19 protein-coding genes are annotated in these 22,481 nt (G+C 35.8%); 17 read left to right on the forward strand and 2 right to left on the reverse strand.

Annotated features, from left to right (window positions below; translation table 11 throughout):
* Window positions 1–14: 14 nt before the first annotated feature.
* The 11 genes from WNY98_RS03720 (at window position 15) to WNY98_RS03770 (ending at window position 11,950) form a co-directional block, all read left to right on the forward strand.
* On the forward strand, window positions 15–1,424 hold the full coding sequence (locus WNY98_RS03720; RefSeq protein WP_197183289.1) for a hypothetical protein: 1,410 nt from the start codon (window positions 15–17) through the stop codon (window positions 1,422–1,424).
* On the forward strand, window positions 1,421–2,680 hold the full coding sequence (locus WNY98_RS03725) for an oligosaccharide flippase family protein (protein WP_197183288.1): 1,260 nt from the start codon (window positions 1,421–1,423) through the stop codon (window positions 2,678–2,680). The genes WNY98_RS03720 and WNY98_RS03725 overlap by 4 nt, the downstream gene beginning before the upstream one ends.
* Window positions 2,681–2,910: 230 nt before the next feature.
* Entirely contained in the window at window positions 2,911–3,192 is a 282-nt protein-coding gene (locus tag WNY98_RS03730; RefSeq protein ID WP_342877157.1) for an acyltransferase, read from the forward strand.
* 163 nt (window positions 3,193–3,355) lie between these two features.
* Window positions 3,356–4,159: a hypothetical protein gene (locus WNY98_RS03735; protein ID WP_197183286.1), complete on the forward strand. Its 804-nt coding sequence runs from the start codon at window positions 3,356–3,358 to the stop codon at window positions 4,157–4,159.
* A gap of 13 nt (window positions 4,160–4,172) precedes the next feature.
* A complete protein-coding gene (locus tag WNY98_RS03740) occupies window positions 4,173–5,246 on the forward strand; it encodes an EpsG family protein (protein WP_197183285.1) in 1,074 nt (357 codons plus the stop codon).
* Window positions 5,247–5,259: 13 nt separating this feature from the next.
* Window positions 5,260–6,033, forward strand: coding sequence for a glycosyltransferase (locus WNY98_RS03745; RefSeq protein WP_197183284.1), 774 nt, complete (start codon window positions 5,260–5,262; stop codon window positions 6,031–6,033).
* Between the two features lie 154 nt (window positions 6,034–6,187).
* Window positions 6,188–7,414: a glycosyltransferase family 4 protein gene (locus WNY98_RS03750; RefSeq protein WP_197183283.1), complete on the forward strand. Its 1,227-nt coding sequence runs from the start codon at window positions 6,188–6,190 to the stop codon at window positions 7,412–7,414.
* Window positions 7,407–8,006 (forward strand): sugar transferase, encoded by a 600-nt coding sequence (locus WNY98_RS03755; protein ID WP_269435538.1) that lies wholly within the window; start codon window positions 7,407–7,409, stop codon window positions 8,004–8,006. Before WNY98_RS03750 ends, WNY98_RS03755 begins: the two co-directional genes overlap by 8 nt.
* On the forward strand, window positions 7,999–8,640 hold the full coding sequence (locus tag WNY98_RS03760; RefSeq protein ID WP_342877158.1) for an acetyltransferase: 642 nt from the start codon (window positions 7,999–8,001) through the stop codon (window positions 8,638–8,640). Before WNY98_RS03755 ends, WNY98_RS03760 begins: the two co-directional genes overlap by 8 nt.
* Before the next feature lie 26 nt (window positions 8,641–8,666).
* Window positions 8,667–9,845 (forward strand): DegT/DnrJ/EryC1/StrS aminotransferase family protein, encoded by a 1,179-nt coding sequence (locus tag WNY98_RS03765; RefSeq protein ID WP_342877159.1) that lies wholly within the window; start codon window positions 8,667–8,669, stop codon window positions 9,843–9,845.
* Between the two features lie 170 nt (window positions 9,846–10,015).
* Complete coding sequence (locus WNY98_RS03770) at window positions 10,016–11,950, forward strand: nucleoside-diphosphate sugar epimerase/dehydratase (protein WP_342877160.1); 1,935 nt, start codon at window positions 10,016–10,018, stop codon at window positions 11,948–11,950.
* 450 nt (window positions 11,951–12,400) lie between these two features.
* On the opposite strand, the gene WNY98_RS03775 is transcribed toward WNY98_RS03770, so the two are convergent.
* Window positions 12,401–12,868, reverse strand: a complete 468-nt coding sequence (locus tag WNY98_RS03775; protein ID WP_342877161.1) for a transposase — start codon at window positions 12,866–12,868, stop codon at window positions 12,401–12,403.
* A 146-nt stretch (window positions 12,869–13,014) separates the two neighbouring features.
* Window positions 13,015–14,388, reverse strand: coding sequence for an MBL fold metallo-hydrolase (locus WNY98_RS03780; protein ID WP_342877162.1), 1,374 nt, complete (start codon window positions 14,386–14,388; stop codon window positions 13,015–13,017).
* 756 nt (window positions 14,389–15,144) lie between these two features.
* Between WNY98_RS03780 and rfaH the strand changes: the two genes are divergently transcribed.
* The 6 genes from rfaH (at window position 15,145) to WNY98_RS03810 (ending at window position 22,452) form a co-directional block, all read left to right on the forward strand.
* Window positions 15,145–15,627 (forward strand): transcription/translation regulatory transformer protein RfaH, encoded by a 483-nt coding sequence (gene rfaH / locus WNY98_RS03785; protein ID WP_182748059.1) that lies wholly within the window; start codon window positions 15,145–15,147, stop codon window positions 15,625–15,627.
* Between the two features lie 1,050 nt (window positions 15,628–16,677).
* The gene (locus WNY98_RS03790; RefSeq protein ID WP_342877163.1) at window positions 16,678–17,793 is read left to right on the forward strand and encodes a polysaccharide export protein; all 1,116 of its coding nucleotides are present in this window, start codon (window positions 16,678–16,680) and stop codon (window positions 17,791–17,793) included.
* 13 nt (window positions 17,794–17,806) lie between these two features.
* Complete coding sequence (locus WNY98_RS03795) at window positions 17,807–18,241, forward strand: low molecular weight protein-tyrosine-phosphatase (protein WP_182779521.1); 435 nt, start codon at window positions 17,807–17,809, stop codon at window positions 18,239–18,241.
* A 15-nt stretch (window positions 18,242–18,256) separates the two neighbouring features.
* Window positions 18,257–20,497 (forward strand): polysaccharide biosynthesis tyrosine autokinase, encoded by a 2,241-nt coding sequence (locus WNY98_RS03800; RefSeq protein ID WP_342877164.1) that lies wholly within the window; start codon window positions 18,257–18,259, stop codon window positions 20,495–20,497.
* A 138-nt stretch (window positions 20,498–20,635) separates the two neighbouring features.
* Window positions 20,636–21,892 (forward strand): oligosaccharide flippase family protein, encoded by a 1,257-nt coding sequence (locus tag WNY98_RS03805; protein ID WP_342877165.1) that lies wholly within the window; start codon window positions 20,636–20,638, stop codon window positions 21,890–21,892.
* A complete protein-coding gene (locus tag WNY98_RS03810; RefSeq protein WP_342877166.1) occupies window positions 21,889–22,452 on the forward strand; it encodes an acyltransferase in 564 nt (187 codons plus the stop codon). Before WNY98_RS03805 ends, WNY98_RS03810 begins: the two co-directional genes overlap by 4 nt.
* The last annotated feature ends 29 nt before the right edge of the window (window positions 22,453–22,481 follow it).

A 22,481-nucleotide genomic window follows, 5' to 3' on the forward strand; every position in this document is an offset into this window, starting at 1 on the left:
GTTGTTGAAGTAAAATGAGCATAATAAAAACTTTTAAATTGATGCACACTTGTTTATCTAAGGAAGATGAGTGTGTTTTGGCGTATTTTTTTGGAACCAAACTCGAAAGTTTAGATAGTTATAAAAGGTTGAAGTCCAAACATCCGGGAATAATTCCACAAATATGTTTATATTTTTATACATTATTAAAATTAGTTCGTTTTAGGAAAGAGAACTTAGATAGTGCTCATGAGATATTAGTATTTGCGGGGACTAATAATCAATATAATAGCCTTGACTCAACCTTAAATGGATTAGACAGGTTGAATATTGCATATAATTTAATTACGTCAAAAGTTATTAAAGGGAAAAGTAATGATTTCTCAATTAATATATTTGATTTTTTAATCAGTGTATGTACTTTTGTTATTAAATCCCCAAGACTTTATTTTAAATTAAAAAAAGCAAATAAAAATTTTGAAATAAATTACTTTTTTTCTGCACTTTGTCAGAGTTATACCTTTTTACCTTACTTTATCAGGACGCTAACTAAGCTATCGAGTAAAGGAAATCTAAAGTTAGTCATACTATCTAACGATCATAATAGCGCGAATAGGTGCTTACGCCTTGTATGTGAAATGTTAAATATAAAAACCTTTTATATGCAACACGCGTCTGTTTCGAAGTTATTCCCGCCCCTACAGTACGATTATGCATTGCTTGATGGTGAAATAGCTTATGAAACATATAAAATGTGCGTTGATAATCTACCAGGTGTATCAGTATTTCCTGCTAACGTGTTTTTAAGTGGTCAAAAAAAGTTAATAAACACAAATAAGGATGTAACTGGTGCTTTTGATGTAGGAATAGCTGTCAACATGTTGGATGATTTCGATTACTTAAAAGTATTGATTGAAAGATTAGTTGAGTGCGGAAATAAAATATTAGTAAGAACACACCCATCTCAACCGAGTTCTTTTTTAAAAAAGTTATCGGTTATTATTACTAACACCCAAATTCAGTGGTGCGATCCAACTACAAATAGTTTGAGCTCTTTTTTTAATTCAATAAATTGCTTAGTGTCAGCTAATTCTAGTATTCACCTAGAAGCTGCATTAGCAGGAAAGGCAACCTTATATTATGAATTTTCTTCTGATGCAGATATGTCTGATTATTATGAGTATAAAAAAAACGGCTTAGTATACCCTTTAAATTTAGATAATATTGAACAGTCTATTAAAGAAGGGGTTATTTATTGCTCTTCTAAAAAGCGTAGTCAAGCGGTAAAAAAATATAGCGCAACATATATGACAAAGTGGGAGCATCAAGAGGGAGAGCTTTCTGCTGAGTTAATAAAAAAAATCTTAACCAATGAAAGTTTTAATGATTTGTTCAAACTATCTAAATCAAATTTTTATACACTTTATGACATAAGACAATTATGAGTGGTTTCTTCAAAAGTAGTTCAATCTATGTATTAAGCTCTATAGCAAGTGCCTTAATACCTTTTATATTACTGCCTATTCTAACTCGTTACCTTACACCTGAAGAATACGGCCAAATTGCTATGTTTATCATTTTCACTAGTGCCTTAGCTGCTTTAATAGGTTTAAGTGTAAATGGCGCCGCCAATCGCCGTTTTTTTGATGAAAATATTCTTCCAGCTGAACTTGCGAGGTTCAATGGAAATTGCTTTTTTATATTATTAGCTAGTACGAGTTTATCATTAATCATTTTAGCATTTATCGATAATTTTTTAGCTGCATATTTAGGTATTCCAACGACTTGGGTTTACTTAGGTATATTGAGTGTTTTTTTTAGCTTTATATTAAATATACGCTTAGGACAATGGCAAATTAGAGGCAGAGCAAAGTCGTATGGTGTACTTCAAATCACGAATGCACTCGTTGTTTTATTATTTAGTTTATTGTTTGTTATTTTATTTAAATTAGGTTCAGATGGACGTATTTTCGCAATTGTTATAACAAGTACAATGATTGGCTTTGTATCTTACATAATTCTTCGTAAAGATAAGCTAGTTACATTTGAATATAATATAAATGATATTAAATATGCTTTATCATTTGGTGTGCCACTTATACCGCATGTGCTAGGCGGTTTTTTATTACTCTCTATTGACCGATTAATAATAAATAAAGAGCTAGGTTTGGAGATGACGGGAATTTACATGGTAGCTCTTAGCTTAGGTAATGCTTTAAATATTATTTTCACTAGTATTAACAAAGCTTACTCTCCTTGGTTGTTTAGTCAGCTAAAAGAAAATGATCTTAATAAAAAAATATCGATTGTTAAAAAAACATATATATATTTTGTTTTTTTAATTCTAATGGCGTTACTATCTTTTTTTATTGCTCCGACGATATTGAAACTTATAGTAGGTGAAAAGTTCTACCAAGCTGCTGAAGTATTACCCTTTATCATCGCAGGGCAAATCTTTCTAGGCATGTACTTTATGGTAACGAATTATATCTTTTATATAAAGAAAACCAAATACTTATCATATGTAACTATTTCTTCAGGTGTGATTAATATTGCTTTGTTATTAATTCTAATTCCACACTACGGTATAATTGGTGCGGGATTTGCCTTTTTGATTGCAAATGTCTGGCAGTTTATCTGCACATGGATTGTCAGTGCAAAACTATTTGATATGCCATGGGGGCTAAGAGAGTTAAAATGAAAAGTATATTAAACTTAATGCGCAAATTAAAATGTCGTTTCAGAAAAAAATATTACACCAAAAAAGCGCTTAAACAAATTTCTTATTGTAAAGAACTGCCTAATATCAACTATAAAAGCAGCTTCAATGGAAATACATATTTGGGAAGCAATTGTCATTTTAATGGAATGCAAATTTCGGGTGGGGGCAGGGTTACAATAGGTGATAACTTCCACTCGGGGTCGTCGTGCATGATGATAGCTCAAAACCATAATATTAATGGCGGAGCCCTACCTTATGACAATACTTATATTTTAAAGGATATTGAAATAGGCGATAACGTTTGGCTAGGAAACCGAGTTATTATTTTAGGTGGGGTTAAAATTGGTGAAGGGGCTGTAATACAGGCTGGTAGTGTGGTTGTATCTGATATTCCTGCACTCGCTATTGCAGGCGGACACCCTGCTGTTGTTTTTAGTCATAGAGATTCTGAGCATTACTTTAGGCTTAAAAACGAAGAGAAGTTTAATTAGAGCATTATTTGGCTGAATTATTTAACCATTGCTAATGAGTATTAAGATATTAAGTAGTTTAATAAGCAATACCTTATTATCAAAGGTATATTTAAATTACTAGTCGATTATTCATTATCGTTTTGTAATAAAGCCACGAAATTAATAAAAAGGTATAGATATAGTGTTGGCAGAAATAAGATCATTATGGATCGGTGGATCTTTATCTAGATTAGAGAGAGTGTGTTTAACGTCTTTTTTGCGCGCAGGGCATAAAGTGTACTTGTATACTTATGATGAAGTGCTAAACATACCTGAAGGTGTGGAAGTACTAGACGCTAATTCAATACTCCCTAGAGATAAAATATTCACTTATGGAGCAGTCACTGGCAAGGGAAAGGGAAGTTACGCAGGTTTTGCAAATCACTTTAGATATGAAATGCTTTTAAAGTGTAGCAATACCTATTGGGTTGATATGGACGTTATCTGTTTATCTCCATTTTACATTGAGAACGAGCTCGATTTTGGCTTTGAAAATGATACTTATATAAACAATGCCGTAATTGGAACTCAGGAATCGGGTAACAAGTTATTTTCTAATTTAAGTAACTACTGCAATAATCCATTTCAATTTACAAAATGGGATACTTTTAAGTTCTTAATCAGAAAACTTATAGGAAGGACATGGGGAAGAGGGGATTTCTCATATCTACCGTGGGGAATTACCGGCCCAAAAGCACTTACAGGCTTTGTGAAAAAAGGAAGTTTACTTAATTTTGCTGCACCAATCCAAAAATATTATCCAATTCCATCCGCTGATTGGAAGCATATATTTTTTGCTAGTGACGAGCATATTAACCTGGATGGGGCTCAAGCCGTACATTTATGGAATGAACAATTGAGAAGAGATGGTTTAGATAAAAATTCAGTTTTTGATAAAGACTCTTTATATGAAAGATTGATCTTAGATTTAAAACTCGATGAATAGTGACTTCTTGTAAATGATTTATCTAGTTCTTATTGCTGTTGTTGTTTTGTTTTCATATTCATCTATAGCAAAAAAAGATTATAGTTTTCTAGGGTACTTTTTAGTTCTTGTACTAGCTCTGTTTGCTGGTTTAAGGCATGAGGTTGGTGCGAAGCCTGATTGGGAAGTGTACCATCAGGTGTTTTATGATGCGCCTGAATATCTATCTAACTTATTTAATTACTTTTCAGATAATAGCCGCTTAGAAAAGGGATACTTAACTTATAATTTTATTATTCATTATTTCGTTGAAGACTTTAATTTTTTTCTAGTGGTCACTGCATTATTTACAATTGGATTAACGTACAAAAGTGTATCTATTTATACACCAATGACCATTTTTGCATTACTACTATACATGCGATATGGTTATTTTCAGTTTAATATGATGTTTTTGAGGCAAGGTATTGCTGTAGCAATATTTTTATATTCCATACGGTACATTAAAAGTAGAAATATTTATGGTTACTTTTTATTAAATATAATAGGAATTACATTTCATGTTAGTTTAATTGCTGTATTACCTTTGTACTTTTTTGTACACAAAAAATTTAGTCCCCGCGTATTTTTGTTGATCTTAGCGAGTTCTATATTTTTACAGGCTATCAATATAATTAAATTACTAGCTGACGCCTTGCCAAGTTCGAATATTATTCTTTATGCTTTTAAATCATATGTTTCCTCTGGAGAACCAAAGCCATTTTCTTTCTCATTCATAGAAAAGCCCTTAATGTTCTTTATTTTATTATATTATTACAAAAGGTTAGAAAAAAGGTTTGAATATTACAACTTATTTTTCAACCTGAGTTTTATTGGTCTTATCTTAAGTATTTTGTTTTTACAGTTTGAGGATTTAAGTGATCGATTTGTTATTATTTTCAACATAACGAATATAGTTCTTTTGACTTACTTGATGCGTATATTTAAGGGAGGAGGCAAGCTCGTTTATTTGTTTATAGTATCGTTGATTGTTGTTTTTTTTGTTTACAAAATAACAAATGCAGAACAATACATACCTTATAATATATTGGGTAAAATTTATTTTTAATTACAAGGCTTCCATGTTAACAATAGGCATATCAACTGTCGCTTCTTCTTTGAGTGAGTTGATTATATATATACAGGATAACATTAAAAAAATTGATCCTAGTATTGATTTTTTAATTTGCTCTCAAAGAGAACCAGAGAATGTGGCTATAGTTATCTCTGAAAGAATAAAAGTATTAAAAACAAATGAGTCAGGACTAAGCCGCAGTCGAAACACACTACTTAAAGAAAATAAAAATAAATGGTTATGGATTCAAGATGATGACATAAAAATAGAATTTGAAGCTCTACAGAAACTTTTAGAAACTCTTTCAGAATCAAGAGACGATCTTGTTTTTATTAAAGTAAAATCATTAGAAAATAAAAATGAATTTTATAAAAATTATACTTTTCATGAAACTCATCGATTAACCAATTCGTTAAAAATATCTTCAATTGAAATAGTCGTACGGCGAGAATTTGTAAACGATAAAAATATTAAATTTGATACAAATTTGGGCTTGGGTACAGATCTTCCTTGCGGTGAAGAAAATAAGTTTGTATTAAATTTATTTCAGTCCAATGCAAAGGTAAAATATCTAGATTTAGCTACATGTTTTCATACCACAGAACTTGAAGGTAGAGAGATTGACCATAAAGGACGCTTTTCTGCACGCGGTTATTTATTACGTTTTTACCCGTTTTATATTAGCTTCCCTCTAATGATTAGATGGGCAATATACATTCCTGCTGAGTTGTCTTTTTATAGAAAGATAATACTAATGTTAAGAACTTATTTTAAAAGGTAATTTTAAGCATTATATAGCCATAATAATTTTAACTAAAGATTATTCCCATGTGTAATTAATCACTTATATAATTAAATTTTTGATACCATTAAGTTCTGGCTTTTATCAAATTAATGTCAAACCTATCAGTACAAATCTATAAACAGGATAACTAATGAAAATCCTATATTTACATCAATACTTTGCTACGCCCGAGTCAAATGCTGGAACGCGATCTTATGAGATGGCCAAGCGACTAGTTAAAAGCGGTCATGATGTTACATTTATTACTAGCTCGGCTTATTTTTCAGATAACTACAATCTAAACTATGGTTGGAACCTTATAGATATTGAGGGTATAAAACTACACGTTCTACATTTAGCATATTCAAATAAAGATAGTTTTTTTAAGCGAATTTTAAAATTTATTAGGTTTTCAGTAAGCTCAACAGTTAAATCTTTTTCTATCAAAGCCGATGTGGTTTTTGCCACAAGTACACCCTTAACTATTGCGATACCAGGGGTGATTTACTCTAAGTGCAAAAAAAGGCCTCTAGTATTTGAGGTACGCGATCTTTGGCCTGAATTGCCAGTTGCTGCAGGCGTCATAAAAAATAAATTCATAATTAAATTTGCAACATGGTTAGAAAAATATACCTATAAAAATTCAACTAGATTGATTGGTCTTTCACCAGGCATGTGTGATGGAATAATAAAGCATGGTATTTCGCCTGACAAAGTAACCCTTGCTACAAATAGTTGTGATACGAGTTTGTTTGATGTTAGTAAAGATGTCGGCATTGATTATTTAAAATCTAAGTTAGGTTTTGTTAATGGTAGAAAACTTATTGTATATACGGGTACGTTCGGTCTAATTAATAATGTGAGCTATATTGTGAGCTTGGCAAAAGCTGCGCAGAACTCTAATCCAAATTTATGTTTTGTTGCAATTGGTGACGGGATGGAGAAAGAGAAGATAATAAGCGAAGCAAGGGCGCTAGGTGTTTACAATAAAAACCTATACTTTCTTGACCCAGTACCAAAAACAGAAATAGTTCGTTTATTATCTGCTGCAGACTTATCTTTATCATTATTCGGTCCAGTAAAAGAGATGTGGCATAATTCTGCAAATAAGCTGTTTGATGCATTAGCTTCAAAAACGCCTATCGCTATTAATTACGGTGGTTGGCAAAAAGACTTCATTAAAGAACACAAATGTGGCTTAGTTTTAGAGGCGGATGATTACAAGGCATCTAGTATGCTTATTAGTGACTTCCTTGACAGTAAATCTGATTACGAAACAGCCGTGAATAGCTGTAAAACACTAGCTTATGAACATTTTTCTAGAGACATGATGGCTACAAGAGTCGAAAAAACGCTACAGGATGCTATTAATGATTAAGTATCTTTTTGACTTAACGGTTTCAATAATTGTATTTTTGATTTTACTTCCAGTTATATTACTGGTTGCTGTGCTAATCAGAATAAAATTAGGTTCACCTATTTTATTTACGCAAAACCGCCCTGGTTTACACGGTAAAGTATTTAAAATGATGAAGTTTAGAAGCATGCTCGATGCCAAAGATAAGCACGGTAACTTGCTTCCAGATAACGAAAGAATGACTAAGTTTGGCGCTTTTTTACGCTCAACTAGTTTAGACGAGCTACCTGGTTTGTTTAATGTTATTAAAGGCGATATGAGCTTAGTTGGGCCTCGGCCACTATTAGTGCAATATTTACCGCTGTATAACTCAGAGCAAGCTAAACGCCACAATGTAAGACCTGGTATAACAGGTTGGGCACAAGTTAACGGGCGTAATGCAATTGGCTGGGATGAAAAGTTTAAGTTTGATGTATGGTATGTAGAAAATCAAAGCTTTCTACTCGATATGAAAATATTACTGTTAACTGTAAAAAAAGTTTTTGTAAGAGAAGGCATCAGTGCTGATGGGCACGTAACTATTGAACCTTTTAAAGGCTCTAACAATGACTAAGCCATCTGTAAAAACGTTGGCTATTTTAGGGGCTAGTGGCCACGGTAAAGTAATAGCTGATATTGCAGAGCAACTAGGTTTTAGTATTAGCTTTTATGATGATGCATATCCTGATAAAAAAAGTATAGAGCATTGGCCTGTTATAGGTACATTTTCAGATTTACTCAATGTACCTAGCACCAACATAAATGTTGCTGTTGCTATAGGTCACAATAATACTCGAGAAGAAAAAATAACAACGTTAGCCAAAAATGGCTACACACTACCAGCCCTAATACACCCAAGGGCAATTATAAGTAAATATGCTCAAATAGATTTAGGGTCTGTCATAGCTGCTAATACTGTTATTAACGCTTTTGCAGTAATAGGCCGTGGCTGTATAATTAATACTTCAGCTATAATTGAGCATGATTGTAAAATAGGTGACTTTACCCATATTTGTCCAGGTACAGCATTAGCTGGCGGAGTTTGCGTCGGGCGAAGTAGTTGGGTAGGTATTGGAAGTAAAGTAAAACAACTTATTAATATTGGCGACAATACATTAATTGGTGCAGGTAGTTTAATTGTCAAAGATATACCATCTGGTGTAATTGCTTATGGCTCTCCTTGCACTAAAGTTTCAGATAATAGTTAAGCCTTTTTAAATTTTATAGGAATTGCATGTTAAATACCCCATTTTCCCCATGGCCTAGCTTTACACAAGAAGAAGCTGATGCAGTTAGCCGTGTTATTTTATCTAACAAAGTAAATTATTGGACTGGCACTGAAGGCCGTGAATTTGAAAAAGAATTTGCAACATGGGCTGATAGTGAATATGCCATAGCGTTAGGTAATGGCACATTAGCACTTGATCTTGCTTTAAAAGCATTAAATATAAGCGCTGGTGATGAAGTAATAACTACTCCGCGTACTTTTTTAGCATCTGCTTCAAGTATTGTTACATCTGGTGCGGCCCCTGTATTTGCGGATGTTGATCTAAATAGCCAAGCTATAACCGCCGAATCTATAAAAGCAGTATTAACGCCAAAAACTAAAGCAGTTATTGTTGTTCATTTAGCGGGTATGCCAGCTGAAATGGATGAAATAATGGCGCTCAGTAAAGAACATGGATTTTATGTAATTGAAGACTGTGCACAAGCCCATGGTGCTAAATATAAAGGTCGTTCTGTTGGAAGTATTGGTCACATAGGTGCATGGAGTTTTTGCCAAGATAAAGTAATGACTACTGGTGGCGAAGGCGGAATGGTAACAACTAACTCAAAAGAGCTATGGTCAGCCATGTGGAGCTATAAAGATCATGGTAAAAGCTTTGATGCTATTTATAATAGAGAGCACCCACCAGGTTTTAGATGGCTGCATGAAAGTTTTGGCACAAATTGGCGTATGACCGAAATGCAAGCTGCTATAGGGCGTATTCAGCTAAAGCGTATGGCTAAATGGACCGCAAAACGTCAAGCTTATGGTGCATTACTCGATAATGCCGCAGATAGCTTTGATTGTGTAAGATTAGTTAATGTACCAAAACACATCGAACATGCTCAATATAAACATTACATGTTTATAAAACCCGAATATTTGGCTAATGATTGGAACCGAGATCGTATAGTAAACGAAATTGTGGAACGTGGTGTACCGTGTTTTCAAGGCAGTTGTTCAGAGGTTTATCTTGAAAAAGCATTTGATGATACCCCATGGAGACCTAAAAAACGTTTACCTAATGCCGTACAGTTAGGAGAAACGTCAATTATGTTTTTAGTGCATCCAACTTTGACTGAAAGCGAAATAGGTAAAACAGCTCAAATAATCAACGAAGTGCTTGTTTTAGCTTCTTTAAAATAAAAACATATACCTAACGATAACGTTTACTTACAAAAAATAATCAAATACATAAAGACTATATAAATATTTACATATAGTCTTTAACTATTAAGTGCAATGGTTGTTCATCTTGTAGTAAAATTGTAATCAATAGAATAGTAGTATCACTACTAGCTTCAGGGAAATGTATTGTGCCTTTAAAATTTTTAGTTAATTTGCCTCGTCCTCAAAAAAGAATTATTTCTCTCTTCATCGATAGCGTATTTATAATAGTCGCTTTTTGGCTGGCTTTTTTACTCAGGCTAGACAGTACAGCCGTTTTAAAAAATACACACACGTGGGTACTATTGGCAGCAGTATTACCCTTGAGTTTATTAAGCTTCGTAAAACTTGGGCTTTATAGAGCTGTATTGCGCTATATGAATACTCAGGCTATGTGGGCAATTATTGCGGGTGTTGTTCTTTCGACTGTTTATTTAACTGTATTATCTTTTTTTCTTAGTGCGCCAGTACCAAGAACAGTACCATTTATTTATGCCAGCTTTTGTATTTTATTTGTTGGTGGTGCAAGGCTAACCGTGCGAGCTGTAGTTGGCCAAATAACTATGCGCCGTAAAGAAGGTGTAATTATATATGGAGCAGGTTCTGCTGGTCGTCAATTAGCCACGGCCTTAGCAAATGGCCCAGAATATTCACCAGTCGCCTTTATTGACGACGACCCTAAAAAGCATTTATCGTTAATTCAAGGTATTTGTGTGCACGCACCTTCTCAAATTGCTGAAATAGCAAAGCAAAAGTGCGCAAATAAAATATTATTAGCGCTGCCAAGTACATCTCGAAGCCGTCGAAAAGAAGTACTTAACGCGATAGAGAAATTTAAACTACAAGTAATGACTGTTCCCGGCATGGCCGATATTGTTGCTGGTACAACTAATCTTGATGAAGTCAAAGATGTTGAAATTGATGACCTGTTAGGTCGTGATTCAGTTCAACCTCGACAAGATTTGATGTCGGCAAATATAACTAATAAAGTTGTAATGGTTACAGGTGCTGGCGGTTCTATAGGTTCTGAGCTTTGTAGGCAAATAGTAAAAAATAGTCCGACTAAATTAGTACTATTTGAGCTTTCTGAGTTCGCGCTTTATGCAATTGAAAAGGAGCTGTCAGAATTTTGCGCCAAAAATGACTCAAGGATCGAAATATTACCAATACTCGGCTCTATTCAAAATAAAAAATTAGTTGAGTCAACATTTTCTACTTTTAGCGTTCAAACTGTTTATCACGCAGCTGCCTATAAGCATGTACCATTAGTTGAGCATAATGTAGTTGAAGGCGTACGTAACAATGTTTATGGCACCTACAATGTAGCTACAGCGGCAATTAATACCAAAGTAGAAACATTTGTATTAATTTCTACAGATAAAGCAGTGCGCCCAACAAATATAATGGGTACTACTAAGCGCATGGCTGAGTTAGTACTGCAAGGGCTATCTGAAATCCAAGATACAACACGCTTTACTATGGTTCGATTTGGTAATGTTTTAGGGTCGTCAGGCTCAGTTGTACCCCTGTTTAGAAAACAAATTAAAGCAGGCGGCCCAATAACACTTACCCATCAAGATATAACCCGTTACTTTATGACAATACCAGAAGCTGCTCAGTTGGTTATTCAAGCAGGCGCAATGGGCTTAGGTAGTGACGTGTTTGTACTTGATATGGGAGAGCCTGTTAAAATTAAAGATTTAGCTGTTAAAATGGTTCATTTATCGGGGCTTGAAGTTAAACATGCAAAACGCCCAAATGGCGATATAGAAATAAAGTGCACAGGATTACGCCCGGGTGAAAAACTCTTTGAAGAGCTCCTTATAGGAGACAACGTAATTGGAACAGACCACCCAAGAATCCTAAGTGCACAAGAAGTTAAAATGCCTTGGTCTGAGCTCGATCCATTTTTAGATAAACTTAAAATTGCATGTGACGAGTCTGATCATCAAGAAATACGTAGGTTATTTTTAACAGCACCTACTGCCTTTTCACCCACTGATGGCATTTGTGATTTGAATTGGAAGCAAAAATATAACAATCAAACTAACGTTACAATTTTACCAAACGTAAGTGGCTCTTAAAGCGAATAGATTGCAATAGTTTGATCTCTGTAGGGAATGACGTACCTACGTGGATTTTTATCCTGGTGTATGCGTCCATGTGGGCGCCTTGCTTGCTGGCGCACTAAAAGCGCAGCTTTTACGTATTTATTAAATTGCACGAGCAAGCTTCTCGCCTACGTAGATTTTTACCCTCGGTGTTTGTGACCATGTAGGCGCCTTGCTTGCTGGCGCACTAAAAGCGCAGCTTTACGTGTTAATTAAATTGCGTGAGCAAGCTTCACGCCTACGAGGATTTTTATCCTGGTGTATGCGTCCATGTAGGCGCCTTGCTTGCTGGCGCATTAGAAGCGCAGCTTTTACGTATTTATTAAATTGCACGAGCAAGCTTCACGCCTACGTGTATTTTTATCCTTTGTGTATGTGCCCATGTAGGCGCCTTGCTTGCTGGCGCATTTAAAACCACCGCTTTTACAAGTAAGCACAATTCCAATATGGGTATTTCCTTATGTCGTCCACTAAGCCAGCACGTAAAGGGTTTGCCACTATATACCTCGCTTGACCTATTAAATCTTCATCATTTCTTATTTTGTGGTCATAGTAATTTGATTGCCATATCTTTCCGTGTGTACCGCTATGTTTATTAAGTCTATAAGTGGTAATGTTTTTAAAATTCCTAGCTAGGTTTGAAAGGTCAAGGCTACTATTTAACTGTAAAAGCCAATGTATATGATCAGGCATAATTACGTAGCAGATAATATTCAGTGAATTTTTTCTTGAAAATTTAATGAGTTCACTTGCAATTAACCGCGGCCATAAAAAGTTAGCAAATAATGGCTTACGAAAATCACAACAAATTGTAATAGAGTAATAAGCGTTTACCGAAGTGCAGCGTCCTTTTAAACGTTTATGTGTGTTAGCCATATAATTAATTTCCATTTGAATAAATTAATTTTCGCGAGCAAGCTTCACGCCTACGTGTATTTTTACCCTCGGTGTTTGTGACCATGTAGGCGCCTTGCTTGCTGGGGCACAAAAAGCGCAGCTTTTACGTATTTATCAAATTGCGATAACAAGCTTCTCGCCTACAATTTACCAATCTCAACTTCAACATCATTACTTAACACTTCTTTATACTTTGCTGCTAACGCACCTTTTGCATCTTCATCTCCATGTACAATTTTTATATGGCTTGGCTTTTTATGCATACCCGTTACAAACTTAATTAATCCGTTTTGATCGGCATGGGCGCTGTACCCGCTAATTGTATGTACTTTTGCGTTTATAGTAATGCGAGCATCATTTATAAAAACATACCCATTACGCGGGCCATATTTTTGAATTTCGCGGCCTAAGGTTTTGTTTCCTTGGTAACCTACAAACAATACATCGGTGGTTTTGTCACTTAAAAACCGCTCAAGATAATTAACTATTCGGCCACCAGTGCACATACCGCTTGCTGCTAATATTATGGCTGGTGTTTGCCGCGAACTTAAATAGTTAATAATAGCCATGTGCTCTTTGTGTGAATCAACCGTAGTTAGGTTTTTAAAATCGAGCGGGTGCCTACCGTTTGCAACTTTGCGTTTGGCCTCGCTATCCCATAGGTACTTAAACTTTTTGTATTGCTCAGTAAAATTGGCTGCCATAGGGGAGTCGAGTATTACGTGAATGTCTCGCCACTTAGACTTTTTAGATGAGCTATGTATGAGTTGCTCAAGCTCATATAGCAGCTCTTGTGTGCGGCCAATACTAAAAGCTGGCACTAACACCACGCCATTATCGCTAACAGCGCGTTCAATAATGTTTTTTAGCGTTTGAGTGCGCTCTTTACGGCCTTGATGATTTTTATCCCCGTAGGTTGATTCAATAACGAGGGTATCGGCTTTATAGGGCGCTTTAGGCGAAGGGAGTAGCGGGGTATGCGGTGCGCCTAAATCTCCTGAAAACACAACGCGATGTTTGTTGTTATTGTTATTTGTAATATCAATTTCAACGTAGGCAGAACCTAATATATGGCCTGCACGCTGAAACCGCGCTTTAGCTTTATTGAGCCCTTTGCAAGGTAGTTCAAACCACGTTTTATAATCTACAGCAACTATGCGTTTATTTAATAAGCTTAAGCAGGCAGCTATAATTTTAGGGTCGCGGGTTACACCCACTTTTAAAGCATCTTCAATTACTAACGGTAATAAGCTGGCTGATGCAAGACTTGTAAAAATAGGGCCTTTAAAACCGGCTGCTAATAAATAAGGAATTCGGCCAACATGGTCAATATGGCAATGGGTAGCAATAAGGGCAGTAACATGGGTAATATTAAACTCAATTGAAAGATCGACTTTAGAGTCTTCGCCTTGAAATAACCCGCAATCAATAAGCACACTTGTTTGCTCGTTAACTACCAGCTCGTGGCACGAACCAGTAACGCCGTTAACCGCTCCGTGGTGAAGTATTTGCATTGTGCTTCCTTGTCATCAATTTGTTACATTGAATTTTAAGGTAGAAGTAAAGCCATAATTATTCAAGGTTCTAACGCTTGAGCTAAATTAATAACCTTATCTAGAAGCATGTACCCACCTGTAGGCGCGAATTTACTTCGCGCTCATGTTTTAACACCTAAAAAAACGAGGTATAAAACATCACCTACAAATATGTGCCAACAGGTAGGTGCGAATTTATTTCGCGCTCATGTTTTAACACCTAAAAAAGCGAGGTATAAAACCTCACCTACAAATATGTGCCAACAGGTAGGTGCGAATTTATTTCGCGCTCGTGTTTTAACTCCTAACAACAAGTGAGGTATAAAACCTCACCTACAAATATGCACCAACCTGTAGGTGCGAATTTACTTCGCACTCGTATTTTAACTCCAAAAAAAGTGAGGTATAAACCTCACCTACAAATATGCACCAACTTGTAGGTGCGAATTTACTTCGCGCTCTTATTTATATATTTATTAAAAAAATATTAATTAAAGTTTTTAATAAATTTTCGCGGCTAAACTTTTGTTTAGCCCAATCTAAACATGGCTTTATAGGTACTAAACTAGCGTCAAGGCCTTTACTCCCTTTAAACTCAATAACAATATTTGTTAAAGTGAGTGGCTATTAACCGCTAAGGCTTATTTACATAGGTACTCTATGTTGGCTATAATGCCGCCGTTGTTTAGTTTGGAATTGTATTTTTTGCAATTTAGTTATGTATTAAGGGCTACTATGGAATGTTGGTATTTAGTCGTATGCAAACCTAAGCAAGAAGAGCGAGCTAAAACTAACTTGCAAAATCAAGGGATTGAAGCGTTTTACCCCCAATTAACTACCGAAAGGTTGGTTAAAGGTCGTCGGACCGTCAAACACACCGCTTTATTCCCTAATTATTTATTTGTATGCCTTGAATCAAAAAATGGTAACTTTTCTGCTGTAAAAAACACCCGTGGAATAGGTGGTTTTGTTTCTTATGGGGCAAGTTATCAGTTGGTTTCTAAGCACATAATTGACCATTTAAAAAATGAACGTGCACACACTACTGAATCACAAATACCAAAAACAGGTGATGTAGTAAATGTTAACAACGATTCATTCAGTAATATACAAGCAATATACAAAGAGCCCGATGGCGACTTGCGCAGTATTTTACTAATTAACTTACTTAATCAAAAAATTGAAGTAAGTGTAGATAATAAAGATATTAAGCAATAATAACTAAAAACGTAGCAGCGGCTTTATGCCGCGTGAATTAAAACGTAGCAGCAGCTTCATGCCACGAAAAAATAGTGTTATATCAGTAACTAGGAACTGTAACCTAAGGGCGGAAGCGTGCTCAAAGCCCTTAAAACACCGTGGTTAAATTAACTTGTAGACGCGCAGCTTGCTGGCGTGACGAGCAAAGCTCGTAATAGAACTTCTTCACAAAGAGGTCAAGGGCACTTCGCTTTAGAGAAGTAAACAGCCACAAGTACTTGTTTAAATGGCTTCTCATTTACTCCTCATTCGCTTCTCTTTGTGCAATCATATTTTAAGTGATTTATTCACAAAGAGGTTAAGAGGGCGCTGCGCTTTAGAGAAGTAAACAGCCATTAAGTACTTATTTAAATGTCTTCTCATTTACTCCTCATTCGCTTCTCTTTGTGCAATCATAATTTGAGTGATTTATTCACAAAGAGGTTAAGAGGGCGCTGCGCTTTAGAGAAGTAAACAGCCACAAGTACTTATTTAAATGGCTTCTCATTTACTCCTCATTTGCTTCTCTTTGTGCAATTATCAATAAATGTATTTCAAAAAGAAGTTATGAGCACGCTGCGCTTTTAACGTTGAAGCCCCGTGGCAAAGTTTAACACCGTGGTTACGGTCACTCGTAGACGAGTAGCTTGCTGCCGTGACGAGCAAAGCTCGTAATAGGGTTTATTCATGAAAGGGTTAATAGCGCACTGCGCTTTAGAGAAGTAAGCAGCCTAAAGTACTTGTTTAAATGGCTTCTCATTTACTCATCATTCGCTTCTCTTTGTGCAATTGGTGATGAATGCGTTAAGTGCTTTACTAAAAACGGCTATCAATTAAATTTATTCATAAAGACCTTATGAAAATACTGATATAATTTCAGTGCTAATTAAAAACTTAGTAACAAAGCTTTTACAAAGCAAAGACTATTGCTTCACAATAGTGCACATGCTTTAATTAGTCGGCTAAAATACAAGTGCTCACCAAGGTTGGTGAGTAAGTGCAATATTAAAATAATTTTGGGATTCTACAATGGCGTTAAGCTGTAAATCACTCGCATCAATACTCGCAATACTAAGCATGACCGGCTGTACAATAGTACCAGGCAGTCACTTTGAAGGTATAGACTCAGGCGAGCAAACACAAAACCTCGAACAAGATCTCGAAAAAGTAAACATTCAAATAATTGACTCGCAACTAATAAATAAACAAAATCAAGCGCGTATAGCTGCTAAACCAATTTCAAGCACTGCTGGTTTAAATGTAAGTAACTACGAATACAAACTAGGTGTTGGCGACGTGCTAACAATAGGCGTATGGGATCACCCAGAGCTAACAATACCTGCAGCAGTACAACGTACCGCAGAGTTTGACGGCTTTAGAGTACAGCGAGACGGCACCATTACTTACGCCTACGCACCAAATATACCCGCAGCGGGTAAAACAATAAGCCAAGTACGTAATGAGCTTGTTAAACGCCTAAGTCGAGTAATAGAAGACCCACAAGTAGATGTAAAAGTAGTTGGCTTTAGAAGCCAAAAAACCTACGTTACCGGCGAAGTAAACAAGCCAGGTGTATACCCAGTAACCGAAATACCACTTACCTTAATTGATGCCCTAAACCAAGCCGGCGGTTTAACAGATGCAGCCGATTGGCGCACAGTAACATTTACCCGTGGCGACAAGACAGAAGTTATTAAACTTGATGACTTTTATGCCCATGGCGACATTTCGCAAAACCGTTTGTTACAACATGGCGACATAGTGCATGTAAACCGTAACGATGCACAAAAAATATTTGTATTAGGTGATGTTAAAAAAGCAGGTTCAGTAACGCTTAACCGTTATGGTTTAAACTTGGCCGAAGCGCTAAGCGACTCGGGCGGCTTAAACGAAGCAACAGCCGACGCTAACGGCGTATTTGTACTGCGTAAAAGCAACGTAGAGCAAACCGGTGTTATTGCAAACGTATACCAATTATACGCTAAAAATATAGCGGCAATGGTATTAGCTGAGCAGTTTGAACTACAACCGCGCGATATTGTATATGTAACATCGGCACCGCTTGCCCGTTGGAACCGTGTAATAAGCTTACTGTTACCGTCAATCGCGACTGTAGATAGTGTTGACGATATAACTGCAAACTAAGGGTTTTTTAAAGATGTTTGATTCAGTTTTAGTAGTGTGTGCAGGCAACATTTGCCGCAGCCCAACAGGTGAGTATGTTTTAAAGCAAAAGCTTGAAGGCAAAAATATTAAAGTATCGTCAGCAGGTTTAACCGCGCTTGAAGGCAAACCAGCAGATGCAAAAGCAAAGCAAATAGCACTTGCACATGGTATCAATATGGATACTCACCAAGGGCAACAGCTTACATCAAGCTTAGTTGCGCAAAACAGCGTAATACTCGTAATGGAAGAACGCCATTTAAACGACGTACATGCTCGCTACCCAGAGGCGCGCGGTAAAACGTTTTTACTAGGTAAGTGGATTAATAACGCTGAAATACCAGATCCTTACCGCCAAAGCCAAGAGGCTTTTGAACACGTTTATACATTAATCGACAGCGCGTGTAGCGCTTGGCAAAAGTATTTATAAGGAATGGCTAATTTAATGAATACCCAGCCGAATAACAGCGCTAGTAGCGCGAATAGTAAAAGCACTAATAACACGCAAGAAATTGATTTAATGGCGCTACTAGGCGCATTGCTCGATCGCAAATATTTTATAGTAGCCGTAACTGCGCTGTTTATGTTTGTAGGTGTTATTTATGCTGTATTAAGTACCCCTGTTTACCAAGCAACAGCCATGATACAAGTTGAAGACGGCGGCGCATCAGTCCCTGGTTTTGACGATATGGCAGGTATGTTTGAAAGTACATCAGCTGCAGTAACCGAAATAGAGCTACTAAAGTCGCGCAGTATAATAGGTGAGGCCGTAGACACTTTAAAGCTTGATGTTATAGCAGAGCCTAAACTATTCCCGTTTATTGGTAGTCGCGCTTATCGTAAATTCACCCCAATGGAAGATGGCGATTTAGCTGAGCCTAGCTTTGGTGCTAATAGCTACGCATGGGGCGGTGAGAGCATAAATGTATTTAGATTTGACGTACCACGCTTTGCAATCAATAAAGAATTTACAGTTGTAGCACAAGCTAACAATAGTCTTGCACTTTTAAATGCTGACGGTGAGCAAATATTATCGGGTAAAGTAGGCGAGGAACTTACAAACGGTAAGTTTAACTTAACCATTCGCTCTTTAAATGCACGCGCTGGTACAGAGTTTATAATTACCCGTAAAAATCGCTTAAATACTATTTTAGACCTTCAAACTGCAATTGGAGCAAGCGAAAAAGGTAAAGATTCAGGTATAATTAACTTAAGCTTACAAAGCACTAAACCAAGCTATGCTGAAAAAGTACTGGATAAAGTTGCTGCTATTTATGTACGCCGGAATGTCGAGCGTAATAGTGCTGAGGCGCAAAAGTCGCTGGAATTTTTAGAAGTACAATTACCTGAAATTAAAAAACAGCTTGAATACGCAGAGCAACGCTTTAACGACTATCAAATAAAACGCCAGTCAATAGACATAACGCTTGAGACTCAAGGCGTGCTTGAGCAAGTAGTAAAGCTTGAAACCAAGTTACAAGAGCTAAACCTAAAACGTTTAGAGCTTGGCCGTAAATTTAAAAAAGACCACCCAGCATACCAAGGTATAATTGAGCAAATTCAAGCAGTAGAAAGCCAAAAAAATGAGCTAATTGGCGAGGTAGGTAACCTACCCGAAACCCAACAAGAGTTATTGCGCTTAAAGCGCGATGTTGAAGTAAGCAACCAAATTTATACGTTGCTACTAAGCAAAACCCAAGAGCTTGATATAGTTCGTGCAGGTACTGTAGGTAACGTGCGTATTATTGACTACGCTGAGGTAAATACCAGCAAGCCAGTTAAACCTAAAAAAGCATTAATAGTGGTAATGGCTACTATGCTTGGTGGTATGTTAGCCGTGGCTATTGTGCTTATACAAAAAGCAATCCACAAAGGCGTTGAAGACCCAAGCGAGATTGAAGCACTAGGCCTACCTGTATATGCAAGTGTACCGCACTCAGATTATCAAGATAAACTAAGTGGCTTTGCTGAACGAGCCCGTAAAAATAAAACGAACAAGCCTAAAAGTATACTCGCGCTTGATAATCCAGCCGACCTAGCAATTGAGGCACTACGTAGCTTACGTACGAGCCTGCACTTTGCGATGATGGAAGCTAAAAACAACATTATTGCTATATCGGGCCCAAGCCCGAGTGTAGGTAAATCGTTTATATCGGTAAATTTAGCCTCAGTACTGGCGCAAAGTGGTAAAAAAGTACTTATTATTGACGCTGATATGCGTAAAGGCTACTTACAAACTCAGTTTGCTTTAAAGTGGGACGATGGATTAAGTGATTACCTATCTGGCCGTTTAAACCTAGAGCAAGTTACTAAACCAACCAAAGTTGATGGCTTAAGTGTTATTACGCGCGGACAAATACCGCCAAACCCTTCTGAGCTATTAATGCATAGTAACTTTAGTAAGTTGGTTGAAGAAGTAAGTGCAGCTTACGATATTATAATTATCGACACCCCTCCAATACTTGCAGTAACCGACCCCGCAATTGTAAGTGCACATACAGGTACTACATTACTTGTTGCACGTTTTGGCCAAAATCATGTACGTGAGATAGAGCTAACACGTAATCGTTTTGAACAAAATGGTATAGATGTAAAAGGCGTAGTATTTAACGGTGTTGTTAAAAAAGCGAGTAATGCTTATGGGTATTACGGTTATTATAATTATGAGTATAAGTCTGATAAATAAAACGAATATTTTTCTTTGTAACTGATGATGTCAAATATGACATTAACTGTGTTTTATCTTGCTGTTGTGTATTGATGTCTTGTAGGGCTATTAAAGCTCTCTAAAGTAGAAGATTACTTTTAAAAAATTAGGTGTGATTTGATAAGTGGTATAAAAACATTACTAAAGGGGAATTTTATTTCTAAGGCTATAGTTGTCTTAATGATCCCTATTATAGCAAGGCTATATACTCCTAATGAAATTGGAGTTGCAGCTTTATTTACCTCGTGCTTATTAATAATAAGCCCTCTGTTAAATCTAAGGTATTGCCTTGCTATCCCATTACCAAGAAGAAGAGAAGTTGTAGAACTATTAATCTTGGTGTGCTTGATTTTTACTTTTATAACCTCATTTCTTCTCGCCGTTACTTTTCTTTTATCTAGTAAATCAGTTTTTACTTTATTTGGGGTGGGAGAAATTTATGATTTTAGGTTCCTTCTTGTTATTTCATGTCTAATAGTCTCTGTTTATGAAGTTTTCAATATGTGGATTGTTCGACGTAAAAAGTTTAAAAACTTTTCAAATGTTATTATTAAACAGTCGTTATTTGGCTCTGTAGTGAAAATATGTGGTGGTATAGGGAACGGTCCATTAGGTCTTATTTTCGGGACTATAGTGCAAAATTCATTCGGTTTATATAGCTTTTTAAGCACTTATATAGAAGAAAAGAAAGGTAGTTATAAGCTGAATATTCAGCTTTTATTATTAATAGTAAAATACTACGCCAATTATTTTTATTTTAAATTACCCGCCCATCTTTTATATGCAGTTTCTGCACAAATGCCAATTATATACGCAAGTAAATACTTCGGTATGTCAGACGTAGGTTATTTATCTTTAGCTATATCAATGGTCGCTTTGCCTATCGGTGCTATTAGCCGGTCTATAAATAAAGTTTACTACTCAGAAGTTTCTAGTATAGGGAAAAATAAGTCAGAAGAAATATATAATGTAACAATAAAGTTGGTAAAAAAACTTTTTTTACTAGGTGTTTTGGTGTCTTTTATTACATTTATTTTGTCACCTTGGGTATTTAGTTTTATATTAGGTGAAAGCTGGAATGATTCAGGTGATTATGCAAGAGCCTTATCTATAGGACTCATTTTTCAAATATCTGCTACGACAGTAATAATGGTTTTAAATGTAATTAATTTAAATGCATTTTCTTTTTTTATACATTTAGTTAGATTTTTAGTCATTTCGCTCTCTTTTTATATCTCTTATATTCAATCTTATAGCCTACTTGACTCTATTTACGCCTATTCTGTATCAATTTCATTGTTTTATCTTTTTGTTATCATAAGTATAATTTTAATTTTAAAGAAAAATGTTTTAAAAAATGGGGAAGTTAAATGAAATTTATTAAGTTATTCTTAAACGTTTTTATATTTTTACTAGTTAAGGTAACAGTTAAATTTCAAAGCCATTACTCGAAGGCAATGGCTAAAGAGAAGTTTAAGAAAGTGTCTGTAAAAGACATGGAAAAGCTAAAACTAGAGGGAGATGGCACTATTCATGAACCTGTCAACTTGACTATAGGTACAGATGTATTTTTAGGGAGTAATTTTTTTATCAGAGCCGCAGGAGGTGTAACAATTGGAGATTATACTCATATCTCTAGAAATGTCGTTATACACACCGTAAATCACAACATAAAAGGCGCTCTTCTTCCCTATGACAGAGCAGATATTTTAAACTCCGTGGTAATTGGTAAATATGTATGGATAGGTATGAATGTTTCAATATTACCGGGAGTTACAATTGGTGATGGAGCCGTTATTGGGATGGGAACTGTTGTTTCAAAAGATGTAAATTCAGGTGATGTAGTTGTTGGTTCATCTCATCGTGTTATTGGGAAAAGAGATGAAGCTGAAACTCTTGATAAAGTAGTTAAAGAGCAGTATTTAAAGTTATAATATGAAAGGTTTTGTGATGTCAAAAAATG

The sequence above is a fragment of the Pseudoalteromonas sp. AS71 genome, assembly GCF_038900275.1.
Lineage (GTDB): Bacteria > Pseudomonadota > Gammaproteobacteria > Enterobacterales > Alteromonadaceae > Pseudoalteromonas.